This window comes from Streptomyces sp. NPDC019443, from assembly GCF_044389785.1.
In the GTDB taxonomy this organism is placed as follows: domain Bacteria; phylum Actinomycetota; class Actinomycetes; order Streptomycetales; family Streptomycetaceae; genus Streptomyces.
In genome coordinates this window covers 1-14,789 of the sequence record NZ_JBIRYJ010000013.1, presented here as the reverse complement: position 1 = coordinate 14,789, position 14,789 = coordinate 1, and the positions used below count along the sequence as shown (strand labels likewise).

Below are 14,789 nucleotides of genomic sequence, written 5' to 3'. Positions count from 1 at the left end.
CCGTCGGCCTTGGAGTGGGCCGTTCGGGTGGTACTCAGAACAGGCTGCTCGCCGCGACGCGGAGCACCAACTGGGGGTAGCCGGAGAGTACGACGCCGACGGCGGCGGTCAGGACGATGGCCACGGTGACCGCAGCGGGGGCGCGCTTTCTGACCGGCTGGGCCTCATCGGCAGTCTCCTCGGCGCCCGCCGGAGCGCGGAAGAGGATCGCTGTCCACTGCAGGTAGTAGTACAGAGCGATCACGACATTGAGGCCCATGACGACCGCCAGCCAGCCCAGGCCCGCGTCGATGGCCGACGAGAAGACGGTCACCTTGGCGAACAGGCCGATGATGCCGGGCGGCAGACCGGCGAGGCAGAGCAGGAAGAAGCCCATCGCGAGGGCGGTGAGCGGGCGGGTGGTGTAGAGGCCGCGGTAGTCGGAGATCCGGTTGAGCGGGTGCGTACGGGCGACGAGCGCCGCCACCGCGAAGGCACCCAGGTTCACGACCGCGTACATGAGGGCGTACGCGACGGTGGCGCCGATCTGGTCGTCGCTGGAGTATGCGGCGGCCGCGATCGGCACCAGGAGGTAGCCGGCCTGCGCCACGGACGACCATGCAAGGAGGCGTACCGCGCTCCACGCGCGCGTGGCCGACTGGCGCAGCGCCGCGACATTGCCCGCGGTCATGGTGAGACCGGCGAGAACGGCGATCGCCGGTCCCCAGACGTTCGCGTATCCGGGGAAGGCGATGACGGTCACCAGGATGAGGCCGGAGAAGCCGACCGCCTTTCCGACGACGGAGAGGTACGCGGCGATGGGCAGCGGTGCGCCCACATAGGTGTCGGGGACCCAGAAGTGGAAGGGGACCGCGGCAGTCTTGAACGCGAAGCCGACGAGTGTCAGCGCCACGCCCACCTTGGCGAGGGTGTCGAGCTGGCCAGGGACCTTGTCGAGGTCGGCGGCGATCTGAGTGAGGTGCAGGGTGCCCGTCGTGGCGTACACGAAGCTGACACCGAGCAGCATCACGGCGGTCGCGGCGACCGAGGAGAGGAAGAACTTCAGGGCTGCTTCGCTGGAGAGCCGGTCGCCACGCCTCAGGCCGACGAGCGCGAACGCGGGCAGCGATGCGACTTCGAGGGCGACGACGAGGGTGGCCAGGTCGCGCGAGGCGGGCAGCAGGGCCGCGCCGGCCGCGGAAGAGAGCAGCAGGAACCAGAATTCCCCTGCCGGGAGCTTGTTGCGGGTGTCGTGGAGCGAGAGCAGGGCAGTCAGCAGCGCGCCCCCGAGCACCAGCAGCTGGATCACCAGGGTGAAGTGATCGGCGGTGTAGCTGCAGGCGTCGGCGTCCGTCGTGAGGCAGAACGTCGCGCGGTTGCCCTTGCGCAGCGGCACCAGAGTGATGAGCGCGGCCACGAGACCGGCGATCGCGACGGCACCCAGCAGCCGCTTGCGCTGCTCAGGTACGAACAGATCGGCGACCAGCACGATCAGGGCGACCACCGCGGTAATGGTGGGCGGCGCGATGGTGAGCCAGTCGACGGACTGGACGAGGCTGGTGACGCTGTCGGCTGCCACGGTCACGACTTGCCTCCTGCGAGGAGCTTCTGCACGGCCGGGTCGGTGAGGCCGAGGAGGACCGCGGGCCACAGTCCGGCGAGGACGGTGAGGGCGACGAGCGGGGTCCAGGCGGCGAATTCGTACGTCTGGACGTCGGCGAGCGGTTTCGCGTCCCGCTCCCCCTCGTGCCGCAGCGCCCCCATGCAGACGCGGCGCACGACGATGAGCAGGTACGCGGCGGTGAGCAGAGTGCCGAAGCCGGCGATCGCCATGAAGGTGAGGAAGGCGGGGCGGCTCAGGCCCTCGGCGGGGTCGAACGCGCCGAACAGCGCGAGCATCTCGCCCCAGAATCCGGCGAGGCCGGGGAGGCCGAGGGAGGCTACGGCGGCGAAAGCGAGGAGGCCGCCGAGGCGGGGGGCGCGGCCGTAGAGGGCCGCTCCGGTGGCGCCGGCGAGGGTGTCGAGGTCGGCGGTGCCGTAACGGTCCTTGAGCGCTCCGACCAGGAAGAAGAGCAGGCCGGTGATGAGGCCGTGGGCGATGTTGGCGAAGAGCGCGCCGTTCACGCCGGTGGGAGTCATCGTCGCGATGCCGAGGAGTACGAAGCCCATGTGGCCGACGGAGGAGTACGCGATCAGGCGCTTGAGGTCGCCGCCCGCGCCCTGCTTGGCGAGGGCGAGGCAGGCGAGGGATCCGTAGATGATGCCAACGACGGCGAAGGCGGCGAGGTACGGCGCGAAGGTCTGCATGCCGTCCGGCGTGATGGGCAGCACGATGCGGACAAATCCGTACGTACCCATCTTCAGCAGTACGCCGGCGAGGAGGACGGAGCCAACGGTCGGAGCGGCGGTGTGCGCGTCCGGGAGCCAGCTGTGCAGCGGCCACATCGGAGTCTTGACGGCCAGCCCGAGACCGATCGCCAAAACGGCGATGACCTGCGTGGATGCGGTCAGCCCACGGCCGTTGTCAGTGGCGAGTGCCACCATGTCGAATGTGCCGGTCTTCAGCCCGATCAGCAGCAGGCCGAGCAGCATGACGACCGAGCCGAGCAGCGTGTAGAGGATGAACTTCCAGGCGGCGGGCTGCCGCGCCTCACCGCCCCAGCGGGCGATGAGGAAGTACATCGGGATGAGCACGATCTCGAAGGCCAGGAAGAAGAGCAGCAGGTCGAGGACGGCGAAGGTCGCGAGGGTCCCGGATTCGAGGACAAGCAGCAGTGCGACGAAGGCCTTTGGGGACGGGCCCGCGGGCATCTTGAAGTAGCTGTACAACGCGCACAGGAAGGTCAGCAGCGCCGTAAGGACCAAGAGGGGGAGGGAAATGCCGTCGATGCCGAAGTGGATCCGCACATCGAGTGCCGCGATCCAGCTGATGTCCGTCGTGGCCTGCATCTTCGACGGGTGGTCGTGGTCGAAGCCGAGGGCCAGCACGATCGCCGCGGCGAGGATGGCGCCGGTGACGGTCACGCCGTGCCGCAGGACGGCCTGGTCCGGGCTCCTGCCGCGCAGCCCGGGCGGGGCGGGCAGCAGCGCCGCCCCGGCCCCGACGAGCGGGCCTACGACGATGAACGCGAGAAGGAACTGCATCACGGACTCGCTGATATCGATCACGGCTCACGATCCGGCGTTGACGTTGGAAAGGACGACGGCGGCGATCGCCAGGACGACGGAGCCGGCGAGCAGCGCACTGAGGTAGGTCTGCACATTGCCGGTCTGGGCGCGGCGGACGGCCGTGCCGAGCCAGCGGGTTCCGGTGCCCGATCCGCGTACGTACGTTTCCACGACCTCCCGGTCAAGGAAGCTGACCAGCTGGGCGGCGGCCCGGACGGGCCGTACGAACAGGGCGGAGTAGACGGCGTCGATGTGGAAGCCGGCCGCGGCGTGGCGGTGGAGCGGGCCGAGCAGCAGTCGGCCGGGATCCGCCGGGTCGGGGGCTGCCGCGATGTCGCCGTATGCGGAGACGTGGGCGGCGATGGCCTCGGCCTCGACTACTGACGGCGCGGCTTCCGGATGTGCGGCGACGGCACCCAGGGGGATGCGGGCGGCGTCCGCACGGTACTGGATCGCGCGCCAGGTGCCGTAGGTGATCAGTCCGCCGACGAGTGCGACACCGGTACCGAGGACGGCAGTCGTGACGGTCGGGGTGAGGCTGTGGCCGTCGAACCAGTCGTCGAGGTAGCCGACGGTCAGGCCAAAGGCCAGAGAGGGGATGGCAAGCGCCCAGAGCACGGCATTCATGACGATCGGCTGGCGGCCGTGGTCGGGGGCTTCGGCTCCGCGGCCGCGGAAGGTGAGCAGCCACAGACGGGTTGCGTACGCGGCGGTGAGCAGGGCGGTGATCAGACCGGAGACCAGCACCGTCCAGCCCGCGGCGCCCGGTGCGATGTCGGATTCGCCGAGCGCCGCGTGCTCGGCGGCCACGAGGACGGCTTCCTTGGAGAAGAAGCCGGCGAAGGGAGGAATGGCGGCGAGCGCGAGCAGGGCGACCGTCATCGTCCAGTACGCGTCGGGGACGCGCTTGGCGAGGCCGCTCATCCGGGACATGGCGGCGAGCGAGTTGGTGCCGGCGGCGTGGATGATCACGCCGGCAGCGAGGAAGAGCAGCGCCTTGAACGCACCGTGCGACAGGAGGTGGAAAACGGCCGCGCCACGGTCCCCGACGGCCAGGGCGCCCGCCATATAGCCGAGTTGGCCGATGGTCGAGTAGGCGAGGACGCGCTTGATGTCGTCCTGGGCGAGGGCGGCGAGCCCCGAGCCGACCAGGGTGACGGCGGCCATCACGGCGAGGACGGTGAGCGCTGCCGCGGAGGCGGCGAAGACGGGAAGGAGCCGGGCCACGAAGTAGATGCCTGCCGCGACCATCGTCGCGGCGTGGATCAGCGCGGAGACGGGGGTGGGGCCCGCCATCGCGTCGGGCAGCCAGGTGTGCAGCGGGAACTGCGCCGACTTGCCCGCCACGCCCGCGAGGAGGAGCAGTGCGATCAGCGTGGGGTTCTCGATCCCGCCGGCCGCGACGGAGCCGAGGATCCCGGTGATCCGGAACGTGCCGGCGTCGGCGGCGAGTGCGAACAGACCGATCAGAAAGGGGACATCGCCGAGCTTGGTGACCAGGAAGGCCTTGAGAGAGGCGGCGCGCGCCTCGGGCGTCTCCCAGTAGTGGCCGACGAGGAAGTACGAGCAGATGCCCATGATCTCCCAGCCGACCAGCAGCACCATCAGGTCACCGGAGTAGACGACGAGCAGCATCGCGGAGGTGAAGAGGGAGACGAGAGCCGCGTACGAGGGGTAGCGCGGGTCGTCGCGCAGATAGCCGGTCGAGTAGATCTGCACGCAGGACGCGACCAGGCCGACCAGGACGGCGACGAGGACCGCGAAGCCGTCGAGGTGCAGGGCGAGTTCGATGGGGACCGACCCGGTGGGGGTCAGCTCGGTCGAGGCGTCGATCGCCTTCCCGCCGCCCTGGCGTACGGCGACGAGCACGGCGATGGCGGCCGCGGCGAGAGTCGGCAGGACGGCCAGGGGCCGTACGAAACCGGGGGCGGTGCGGCCGAGCAGCAGTCCGGCCGCGGCGCCCAGAAACGGAAGGAGGGGGACGAGGACGGCGAGGGTGGTGGTGGTCACGCGGTGGCCTCAGCCTTCTGCGCCGGGGCGGTCGCGTCAGGGGCGTCGGGGATGCCGTCGGGGCCCTCGGCGGTGTCGCGGAGTCTGTCGACGTCCGAGGTTCCGCGGTTGCGGTAGACCATCAGGACGATCGCCAGGCCGATGCCGATCTCCGCTGCGGCGATGGCGATGGTGAAGAGGGTGAGCGCCTGGCCGGCATGCAGGGTGTCGCGCATCCAGACGTCGAAGGCTACGAGGTTGAGGTTGACCGCGTTGAGCATCAGCTCGACGGACATCAGGACCAGGATCGCGTTGCGGCGCGCGAGCACTCCGTACAGCCCGACGCAGAAAAGGAGGACGGCGAGCACGGCGGGATAGGCGAGGTGCATCAGCTCTTCCCCTCCGGATCCTTGGCAGCGTTGGCGCCCTTGGCAGCGTTGGCGCCCTTGGCGTCCTTGGCGTCCTTGCGGGACAGGACGATTGCCCCGACCAGCGCGGCGAGCAGCAGTACGGACAGCGCCTCGAAAGGCAGCACCCAGTGCCGGAAGAGGATCTCGCCGGACACCTGTGTGGAGCCCTGGGCGGGTCCGTCGAGGTCGATCCAGGTCGTACGGAACGCGTCGACGACCACCCAGACCAGGGCGGCCGCGGCGGCGACGGCCACGGCTAGGGCGACCCAGCGGTTGCCCGAGTCGGCGTCCGGGGAGCGGCCGATGGGGGCCTTGGTGAGCATCAGCCCGAAGAGAAGGAGGACGACCACGGAACCGACGTAGATGAGGACCTGCACCCAGGCAATGAACTCGGCCGTCAGCAGGAGATATTCGACGGCGAGGCCGCCGAGCGCCACGACCAGCCAGAGGGCGGCGTGCACCAGCTGCTTGGTCTTGACGGTTATGGCGGCCGCGCCGAGGGTGGCGATGCCGACGAGGAGGAAGGCGATCTCGACACCGGTCGGGGAGAGGAAGCCGTGCGTGGTTGCGGCGAGCGTCATGCCGGTCCTCCCTCGCCGGAGCGGGGCGCGGCGGCATCATCCGGACCGTCGGGGCCGGCGGGCGGCGCGGCGGTGTCACCCGGGCCGGCGGGGCTTGCGGGCGGCGCTGCGGTGTCACCCGGGCCTGCCGGGCCCGTAGCGGGCTCCGTCGTTGTGTCCGCCTGCGCGGTCGCGAGCTTTTCGGCCGCTTTGCGGGCAGCGGCGAGTTCCTTCGGCTCCTCGGCGCCCGGGTCGAGCGCGGGCGGTGCGGGCACCGTCCACATCCACTCGCGGAGCTTGTCGCGCTCATGGGTGAGCTCGCGAATGTCCGTCTCCGCGTACTCGAACTCCGGCGACCAGAACAGCGCGTCGAAAGGACAGACCTCGATGCAGATACCGCAGTACATGCAGAGCGCGAAGTCGATGGCGAACCGGTCGAGGACGTTGCGGCTGCGCTCGCGGCCGCTGGGGGCCGCGGCCGGGACCGTCTCCTTGTGGGAGTCGATGTAGATGCACCAGTCGGGGCACTCACGGGCGCAGAGCATGCAGACCGTGCAGTTCTCCTCGAACAGGCCGATCACGCCACGGGTGCGGGGCGGGAGTTCGGGCTGGGCGTCCGGGTACTGCTGAGTGACCGTCTTCTTCGTCATCGTCCGCAGGGTGACGGCGAGGCCCTTCGCGAGCCCGGAGCCGGGGATCGGAGGCATTACTGGATCACCACCTTCACGATGCCGGTGAGCGCGATCTGGGCGAGGGCGAGCGGGACGAGAGTGGTCCAGGCGAGCTTCTGCAGTTGGTCCTCGCGCATCCGCGGATACGTCACGCGCAGCCAGATGACGATGAAGGCGAGCACGGCCGTCTTGAGCAGGGTCCAGACCCAGCCGAGGCCCTCGGCTCCGAACGGGCCGTGCCAGCCCCCCAGGAAGAGGACGGTGGTCAGACCGCACAGGACGACGATGCCCGCGTACTCGGCGAGCAGGAACAGAGCGAAACGCAGGCCGGTGTACTCGGTGTACGCGCCGAAGATGATCTCGGAGTCGGCGACCGGCATGTCGAAAGGCGGGCGCTGGAGTTCGGCGAGGCCAGCCACGAAGAAGACCAGGGCGCCCACGATCTGCCAGGGCAGCCACCACCACTCGAAGGCGTTCAGGATGCCGGGCAGCGAAACCGTGCCAGCCGCCATGGCGACGGAGGCGGCGGCGAGCAGCATCGGCAGCTCGTACGCGAGCAGCTGCGCGGCGGTGCGCAGACCGCCGAGGAGGGAGAACTTATTGGCCGAAGCCCAGCCCGCCATGAGCGAGCCGAGCACCCCGACGCCCATAACGGCGAGCACGAAGAAGATGCCCGCGTCGACGACCTGGCCGACCGCGCTCTCGCTCGGGCCGATCGGGATCGCGACCAATACGAGGAGGTACGGGAGGAGGGCGACAGCCGGGGCGAGCTGGAAGATACGGCGGTCGGCGCCCGCCGGGACCACGTCCTCCTTCTGCGCGAACTTCACGCCGTCCGCGACGAGCTGGGCCCAACCGTGGAAGCCGCCCGCGTACATCGGGCCGAGGCGGCCCTGCATATGGGCCATCACCTTGTGCTCGGTCTGCCCGATGACGAGCGGAAGTACAAGGAACACGGCGAAGACGACGACCAGCCGCAAGGCGACGTCGAGAGCGTCGTTCACGCGTCTCCTCCGGCGGATTCGGTCGGCTCGTCGTCGGGTCCTTCGGCGGACCCGGTCTTCGGCCGAGGGGTGGGTGGTATGTCCGTGGGCGTGCCCGTGGGTGTATCGACGTCGGTGCTCGTGTCGGTGCTCGTGTCGGTGCTCGTCGTGTCGGTGTCGTCGAACGCCGGGCGTGCGTGGTGCCACGGGGCGTCGGCGCTGCGGGTTCGCGGCGGCGAAGCCGGGGGTTCCGAGGGTTCCGGGGCTTCCCCGGTCTGCGCGGGCTCCTGCGCGTGAGGCTCAGCCGGGGCGGCGTCGGCCTCCTGCCGTTGGCTCGCCGAGCCCGCGCCCGCGCTGCGGGAGCGCCGCGGCCCGGTCGGCCCGGATCCCTCCGGGGCCGAAGCGTCCTGGGCCGGGGCCGATGCATCCGGCGTGGCGGGGGTCTCCTCGCGCTGTGTCGCCGAACCCTCGGTCGCGCTGCGCGCCCGGCGCGGCCGCGCCTCGGAAGCCTTCGGTGCCTCGGGTGCCTCGGGTGCCTCGGGCGTCGCCGTCCCCGCTACCGCACCCGGTGCCTCCGTCGCCTGCGACGCCGAGCCCTCCGACACACTCCGCGTACGGCGCGGCGGTCGGTCGCCCGTCGCGCCGGCCGCGCCGCGGGCCGCCCTTGCCGGGCGGGCGGGAGCCGGGGGGAGCTGGCCCTTGAGCGGGCCCCATTCGTTGGGGTCGGGGACGCCCGGCGGGAGCATCTGGCGGCGCTTCGGGCCGCCGTGCTCCGATTCCCCCGGCTCCTTCGCGCCCGGCCAGGCCTTGGCGACCCGGGCCGCCAGCACGAAGTCCTTGCGCAGCGGGTGGCCCTCGAAGCCCTCCGGGAGGAGCAGTGGGACGAGGTGCGGATGATCGGTGAAGGTGACGCCGAACATCTCGTAGGTCTCGCGCTCGTGCCAGCCCGCGCCCGCGTAGATCCCGACGGCGGAGGGGAGTACGGGAGCCTCGTGCGGGACTGTCGTACGCACGAGCAGCCGTCGCACCCGCCCCTGCTCCAGGGCGACCACGTGGGCGCAGACTCGGAAGCCGGTGCCCGGTTCGTCGACCGCGCTCAGCCAGTCGAAGTAGGTGCAGCCCAGCCTGTCGCGGGCGGTCTCGAGGGCGGCGATCCAGGAGCCGACGGGGACGTCGACCGTGAGCAGGTCGTACGTCCGCTCGGCCGTGGCCTCCTCGCCGAAGATCTCGGCCGCGGCGTCCGGAAGACGGTCGTACCCGTTCATGCGCCACCCTCCCCCGGGGTCGGCGGCAGCACCAGGCCGCTCTGCAGGGCGGCGGCGGAGGGTCGTGCGGAGTTCGAGTACCGCTCGCCGAGCGACTCCCGCGCGATCTTCTCCTGGAGCTTCAGAATGCCCTGGAGCAGCGCCTCGGGCCGCGGCGGGCAGCCCGGCACATACACATCGACGGGGATGATCTGGTCGACGCCCTTGGTCACGGAGTACGAGTCCCAGTACGGGCCGCCGCAGTTGGAGCAGGCTCCGAAGGAGATGACGTACTTGGGCTCGGGCATCTGCTCGTACAGGCGCTTCACCGCCGGGGCCATCTTGTCCGTCACCGTGCCCGAGACGACCATCAGGTCCGCCTGGCGCGGGCCGGGCGCGAAGGGGATCACACCGAGGCGGATGAAGTCGTGGCGTGCCATCGACGCCGCGATGAACTCGATCGCGCAGCAGGCGAGCCCGAAGTTGAAGACCCAGAGGCTGTAGCGGCGGCCCCAGTTGAGGATCACCTTCATTGGTTCCGGAGCCAGGCGCGACAGAACGCCCAGGCGCTTCGGCTCCGGCAGCAGCTCGGGCTGCGCCCCGGACTGGGCGTGGGGCTGGGCCTCGGGCTGGGTCACGTCCATGTCAGGACGCCCTTCTTGTATGCGTAGAGGAGTCCCACGGCCAGGAAGCCGAGGAAGATGAACATCTCCACGAGCGTCGTCGCTCCGTATCCCGCGGCGGCGAAGACCGTCGCCCATGGGAAGAGGAAGATCGAGTCGACGGCGAAAATCACGTACAGGAACGCGTAGACGTAGTAGCGGACCTGGGTGTGCGCCCAGCCCTCGCCGACGGGGTCCACTCCGCATTCGTACGTCAGCAGTTTCTCCGGCGTGGGCACCACAGGCCGCAGCAGCCGGCCTGCCCCGAAGGCGACGGCGACGAACAGCACGCCGATCATCGCGAGCAGTCCGACGACCGAATAACCCTCGAAATAGTCCGCCGCGAGCACGGCCACGGTCGGTTCCGGCACGTCCGCCCCTCGCTCCCTGACCTCGTTGTCGATACGTTCGACCAGATGGATCGCCTTGATCGCCCTGATCACCGTGATCGTTCCTGATCGCAGTGATCGTGATGTTCGACCTGTTCGACGATCTATCTCTACGAACCGGAGTCTAGGCCCTGCTAAAGGGACGGTAAGCAGTCGCGTCATGGATCAGGTGGGGTTATCCCTACTTCGCCCCACCCATGGACCCCATGGCGTGCGGCGATCGGGCCCGGCAGGCTGTGCCGCATGACCGAGAGCATCACCGCCCCCGACAATGGCCGCGACAACGACCGCGACGACCGGCCGCCGCCCGCGCGCTTCGCCTTCGACCGCCACGCCTGGAAGGAGATCGCGTATCTCCTCGGCAATCTGCCGGTCGCGCTGATCGGCTTTGTCTACGTGGCGTTCGCGATTTTCACCGGCGTGGGGCTGTCGGTGACGGTGATCGGTCTGCCGCTCCTCGCCCTCGGGCTCGCGGGCGCGCGCCTTCTCGGCCGGGCGGAGCGGGCCCGGGCCCGGGCGCTGCTCGGCGTACGGATCGACGAGCCGAGCCCGCTGTTCCGGCCGCACCGCGGCGAAGGGCTCGTCCCCCGGCTGTGGACGAGCCTGAAGGACCCCGTGGCGTGGCGGTCGGTCCTGTACTCCTTCATCCGGCTGCCGTGGGGCGTGCTGACCTTCAGCGTGATGATGGTGAGCCTGTTCGTGCTCTGGCCCGTGCTTCCCTTCATCGCGCGCGGGCTGACCAACGCAGACCGGGCGATGGTTCGCGGGCTGCTCTCGCCCTCCGACGAACTGGAGCGGCGCATCGCCGAGCTGGAGTCGGACCGGGGCGTGGTCGTCGACACGGCTGCCGCCGACCTGCGCCGCATCGAGCGCGATCTGCACGACGGCGCGCAGGCCCGGCTCGTGGCGCTCGCCATGGGGCTCGGTCTCGCCAAGGAGAAGCTGCTCGAAGATCCCGACACGGCCGCGGCGATGGTCGACGAGGCGCACGGCGAGGTGAAGCTCGCGCTGCAGGAACTGCGCGACCTCGCCCGTGGGATCCACCCCGCAGTACTGACCGACCGCGGCCTGGACGCGGCCCTCTCCTCGGTCGCCTCCCGCTGTACGGCGCCGGTGAAGGTGACCGTCGACTTGGCCCAGCGACCGGCCGAAGCTATCGAGGGCATCGCGTACTTCACGGTCTCCGAGCTGCTGCAGAACGTCAGCAAGCACGCGCAGGCGAAGAGCGTGACCGTGGATGTGTGGCGGGCGAACGACCGGCTGCTGATCCAGGTCAAGGACGACGGGCGCGGCGGCGCGCGACTGGACGGCGGCACCGGCATGGCCGGCCTCGCGGAGCGGCTGGGCGCGGTGGACGGCCTGTTCGTCCTGGACTCGCCGGAGGGCGGTCCGACGACGGTCACGGCGGAGCTGCCCTGGCGTGAGCGCGCCAATCGCTGACCCCCTGCGGCAGCGCGCCTCTTCCTTTCGCGCCTCTCCCTTGCGGGCCTTTCCCGTCGGGGCCTGTCCCGTTCAGGAAAGGCCCGTCTCTCCCTATTCGGGGAAGGCCCGCCTGTCCCGTTCAGGGAAGGCCCGCCCCTCCCCTTCAGGGCCCGCCCGTCCCTTTCGGCGTCCGCATGTCCCGTTCGGCTGCCCGACGGGATCCACGAGCCCGGGCGCCCGGCCATGGTGGGGAAAACCCCCGCTCCAACACGGTAACCGCCCTCATGGTGCGGACCCCCGTGACGCCGCAGTCTTGAGGCATGACAGCCCGCATCGCAGAACGGACGACTTCGATGGCCACGGATTACCGACCGGAGCAGGCGCCGCGACCGCAGTGGCAGGAGCACCAGGAGAACCACGAGCGGCCGGAGCCCCGGGGCCATCTCCTCCCCCCGGCTCTGCGCGCGCCGCTCGAGGGCCGGACCTGGCGAGAGTTCGGCTATCTGCTGCTGAGCCTGCCGATCAGCATCGTGTTCTTCACCTTCGCCGTCGTGACCATCTCCCTCGGCTCGGGTCTGCTCATCACCTTCCTCGGCATCCCGGTACTCGCCGCCGGGCTGGCCGGCTGCCGTGGCCTCGGCGCGCTGGAGCGGGCCCGCGCCCGGGGGCTGCTGCGGCTGTCCGTCGGCGACCCCACTCCCGTACGCGCCGGCAAGAGCGGGCTGATGCCCTGGGTCGGCGCCGTCCTCAAGAGCGGCGCCTCCTGGCGGCATCTGCTCTACGCGATACTGCACTTCCCGTGGGCGATCTTCGCGTTCACCGTCTCGGTCACGTTCTGGGTCACCAGCTGGAGCCTGCTGCTCTACCCGCTGTGGCGGTGGACCTTCCCCCGTTATCTCGGCGAGCCCGGCATCGCGCTCTACGGCGACACCGGCGGGAACGAGTTCTTCCTCGACACCCCCTTCGAGATCGGCGCGACCGCAGCTGTCGGCCTGGTGCTGGTACTCGCGACCCCCTGGCTGATCCGTGGTCTGGCCTCCGTCGACCGGCTCATGGTCACCGGGCTCCTCGGGCCCTCCATGCTCGCCACCCGGGTCGTCGAGCTGGAGTCGGACCGCGGTGTGGTCGTCGACACGGCTGCCGCCGACCTGCGCCGCATCGAGCGCGATCTGCACGACGGCGCTCAGGCCCGCCTGGTCGCCCTCGCCATGGACCTGGGTCTCGCCAAGGAGAAGCTGCTCGAGGACCCGGACGCGGCCGCCCGGATGGTGGGCGAGGCGCACGGCGAGGTGAAGGTGGCGCTGCAGGAGCTGCGCGATCTGGCCCGCGGCATCCACCCCGCCGTACTGACCGACCGTGGCCTGGACGCGGCCCTCTCCTCCGTCGCCTCCCGCTGCACGGTCCCGGTGACGGTTGAGGTGGACCTGCCTTCCAGGCCCGCGCCCGCCATCGAGGGCATCGCCTACTTCACCGTCTCCGAGCTGCTGCAGAACGTCAGCAAGCACGCCCGGGCAGGCCGCGCATCGGTGGACGTCTGGCGCTCCCAGGACCGGCTGATGCTGCAGGTCACCGACGACGGCCGGGGCGGCGCGGCGTTGCCCGTCAGCGGCTCCGCCGCGGACTCGGCGGGCAGTGGTCTCGCGGGCCTGGCCGAGCGGCTGGACGCCGTGGACGGGATCCTGGCCGTGGACTCGCCGCCCGGCGGCCCTACGACGGTGACCGCCGAGCTCCCCTGGCGCGGCTGACCCCATCTCTTGATCACCACACCCATCACCACACCCCTCACCACACCCTTCACCGCACCGATCACCGCGCCCGTCACCACACCGGTCACCACCCGCCGGACCCCTGAATCCCCCCAGACCTCCATCCCGTCAACCCCCCAGACCCCCAATCCCGGCGATTCCCTAAGCCTGGGCGCGGTCCGGTCCGAATACTGGGATGCTGGAAGACGCAGGGGTGGGAAGCAGATCGACATGGGGGCTGCAGGGTTGTGAAGGACAGGGTGCGGGTGGTCATCGCCGAGGACTCAGTGCTGCTTCGGGAGGGCCTGACCCGGCTGCTGACCGACCGCGGGCACGATGTCGTAGCCGGCGTGGGAGACGCGGAAGCGCTGATCAAGACGGTCGGTGATCTGGCCGCCCAGGAGGCGCTGCCCGATGTCGTGGTCGCCGACGTGCGGATGCCGCCCACTCATACGGACGAGGGCGTACGGGCGGCGGTGCGGCTGCGCCGGGAGCACCCCGGGATCGGTGTGCTGGTCCTTTCGCAGTACGTGGAGGAGCAGTACGCCACCGAGCTGCTCGCGGGCAGCAGCCGCGGCGTGGGATATCTGCTGAAGGACCGGGTAGCCGAAGTGCGCGAGTTCGTGGACGCCGTGGTACGCGTTGCCCAGGGCGGCACCGCGCTGGACCCCGAGGTCGTCGCGCAGCTGCTCGGTCGCAGCCGTAAGCAGGATGTGCTGGCCGGTCTCACCCCGCGCGAACGGGAGGTCCTGGGTCTGATGGCCGAAGGGCGGACGAATTCAGCGATCGCCAAACAGCTGGTGGTGAGCGACGGCGCGGTGGAAAAGCATGTCAGCAACATCTTTCTCAAGCTCGGACTGTCCCCCAGTGACGGGGATCACCGGCGTGTCCTGGCAGTGTTGACCTACCTCAACTCGTAATTGACTGACACTCTGTCAGATGTCCAGTCGACCGGCGGCCCGAGAACCGAAGAATGAGCGGGGAGCGTCTTACCAGAAGGACCCAGGGGGCGAGCAAAGCATGGCAAACCAGGGCGTGAGGGTGTCCCAAAAGGATGTCCGAAATATGAGCGGTCCAGGGAAGGCCACCCTTACCGACGTAGGGTGGCTAATGGGACGGCCGGTGGGCCGGCCGGGCCCGAGCAGCCGCCTCGAGGGAGGTCCAGTCCAGTGACCAGCCAGGTCAGTAGCCCAGCCGAGCAGGCCGACGAGGCCAATAACGAGGCCGTCGTCGGCGGACAGCGCAGACCCGCCGGAGAGAAAGAGATCCGCCGTCTGGACCGGGTGATTATCCGTTTTGCGGGTGACTCGGGTGACGGTATGCAGCTCACGGGTGACAGGTTCACTTCTGAGACTGCGTCGTTCGGAAATGACCTCTCCACTCTGCCGAACTTTCCTGCCGAGATCCGGGCGCCTGCCGGTACCCTTCCGGGCGTTTCCAGCTTCCAGCTGCACTTCGCCGATCACGACATCCTCACTCCGGGTGATGCGCCGAACGTGCTGGTGGCGATGAATCCCGCCGCTCTGAGGGCGAACATTGCCGATGTGCCGCGGGGCGGCGAGATCAT

Annotated in this window: 13 protein-coding genes and 1 pseudogene; 4 read left to right on the top strand and 10 right to left on the bottom strand. The window is 70.0% G+C overall.

The genetic code is table 11. The features are described from left to right. Window positions 1-34: 34 nt before the first annotated feature. From ACH492_RS30325 to ACH492_RS30280, 10 genes are read right to left on the bottom strand one after another with little or no spacing between them, the layout of a single operon-like run. The gene (locus ACH492_RS30325; RefSeq protein ID WP_398991116.1) at window positions 35-1,564 is read right to left on the bottom strand and encodes an NADH-quinone oxidoreductase subunit N; all 1,530 of its coding nucleotides are present in this window, start codon (window positions 1,562-1,564) and stop codon (window positions 35-37) included. Next, window positions 1,561-3,123, bottom strand: a complete 1,563-nt coding sequence (locus tag ACH492_RS30320; RefSeq protein WP_398991372.1) for an NADH-quinone oxidoreductase subunit M — start codon at window positions 3,121-3,123, stop codon at window positions 1,561-1,563. Before ACH492_RS30320 ends, ACH492_RS30325 begins: the two co-directional genes overlap by 4 nt. Window positions 3,124-3,150: 27 nt before the next feature. After that, a complete protein-coding gene (locus ACH492_RS30315; protein WP_398991114.1) occupies window positions 3,151-5,157 on the bottom strand; it encodes an NADH-quinone oxidoreductase subunit L in 2,007 nt (668 codons plus the stop codon). Beyond that, window positions 5,154-5,525 (bottom strand): NADH-quinone oxidoreductase subunit NuoK, encoded by a 372-nt coding sequence (gene nuoK, locus ACH492_RS30310; RefSeq protein ID WP_307661718.1) that lies wholly within the window; start codon window positions 5,523-5,525, stop codon window positions 5,154-5,156. The genes ACH492_RS30315 and nuoK overlap by 4 nt, the downstream gene beginning before the upstream one ends. After that, window positions 5,525-6,127, bottom strand: coding sequence for an NADH-quinone oxidoreductase subunit J (locus tag ACH492_RS30305; protein ID WP_398991111.1), 603 nt, complete (start codon window positions 6,125-6,127; stop codon window positions 5,525-5,527). Before ACH492_RS30305 ends, nuoK begins: the two co-directional genes overlap by 1 nt. Next, window positions 6,124-6,813, bottom strand: a complete 690-nt coding sequence (locus ACH492_RS30300; protein WP_398991109.1) for a NuoI/complex I 23 kDa subunit family protein — start codon at window positions 6,811-6,813, stop codon at window positions 6,124-6,126. Before ACH492_RS30300 ends, ACH492_RS30305 begins: the two co-directional genes overlap by 4 nt. Then, a complete protein-coding gene (locus tag ACH492_RS30295; RefSeq protein ID WP_307661721.1) occupies window positions 6,813-7,781 on the bottom strand; it encodes a complex I subunit 1 family protein in 969 nt (322 codons plus the stop codon). Before ACH492_RS30295 ends, ACH492_RS30300 begins: the two co-directional genes overlap by 1 nt. Next, window positions 7,778-9,025: an NADH-quinone oxidoreductase subunit C gene (locus tag ACH492_RS30290; protein ID WP_398991107.1), complete on the bottom strand. Its 1,248-nt coding sequence runs from the start codon at window positions 9,023-9,025 to the stop codon at window positions 7,778-7,780. The genes ACH492_RS30295 and ACH492_RS30290 overlap by 4 nt, the downstream gene beginning before the upstream one ends. Continuing rightward, window positions 9,022-9,648, bottom strand: a complete 627-nt coding sequence (locus tag ACH492_RS30285) for an NADH-quinone oxidoreductase subunit B (protein ID WP_398991105.1) — start codon at window positions 9,646-9,648, stop codon at window positions 9,022-9,024. The genes ACH492_RS30290 and ACH492_RS30285 overlap by 4 nt, the downstream gene beginning before the upstream one ends. Further along, window positions 9,639-10,037 carry an NADH-quinone oxidoreductase subunit A gene (locus tag ACH492_RS30280; protein ID WP_398991371.1) on the bottom strand — a complete coding sequence of 133 codons (399 nt, stop codon included), beginning with the start codon at window positions 10,035-10,037 and terminating at the stop codon, window positions 9,639-9,641. The genes ACH492_RS30285 and ACH492_RS30280 overlap by 10 nt, the downstream gene beginning before the upstream one ends. Window positions 10,038-10,298: 261 nt before the next feature. On the opposite strand from ACH492_RS30280, the gene ACH492_RS30275 reads away from it, so the two are divergent. The 4 genes and pseudogenes from ACH492_RS30275 to ACH492_RS30260 all read left to right on the top strand — a co-directional run. Continuing rightward, complete coding sequence (locus ACH492_RS30275) at window positions 10,299-11,495, top strand: sensor histidine kinase (RefSeq protein ID WP_398991103.1); 1,197 nt, start codon at window positions 10,299-10,301, stop codon at window positions 11,493-11,495. 335 nt (window positions 11,496-11,830) lie between these two features. Continuing rightward, window positions 11,831-13,222 carry a sensor histidine kinase gene (locus tag ACH492_RS30270; RefSeq protein WP_398991369.1) on the top strand — a complete coding sequence of 464 codons (1,392 nt, stop codon included), beginning with the start codon at window positions 11,831-11,833 and terminating at the stop codon, window positions 13,220-13,222. 260 nt (window positions 13,223-13,482) lie between these two features. Continuing rightward, complete coding sequence (locus ACH492_RS30265) at window positions 13,483-14,142, top strand: LuxR C-terminal-related transcriptional regulator (protein ID WP_398991367.1); 660 nt, start codon at window positions 13,483-13,485, stop codon at window positions 14,140-14,142. Between the two features lie 249 nt (window positions 14,143-14,391). Further along, a pseudogene (locus ACH492_RS30260) lies at window positions 14,392-14,789 on the top strand (2-oxoglutarate ferredoxin oxidoreductase subunit alpha); the annotation flags it as partial.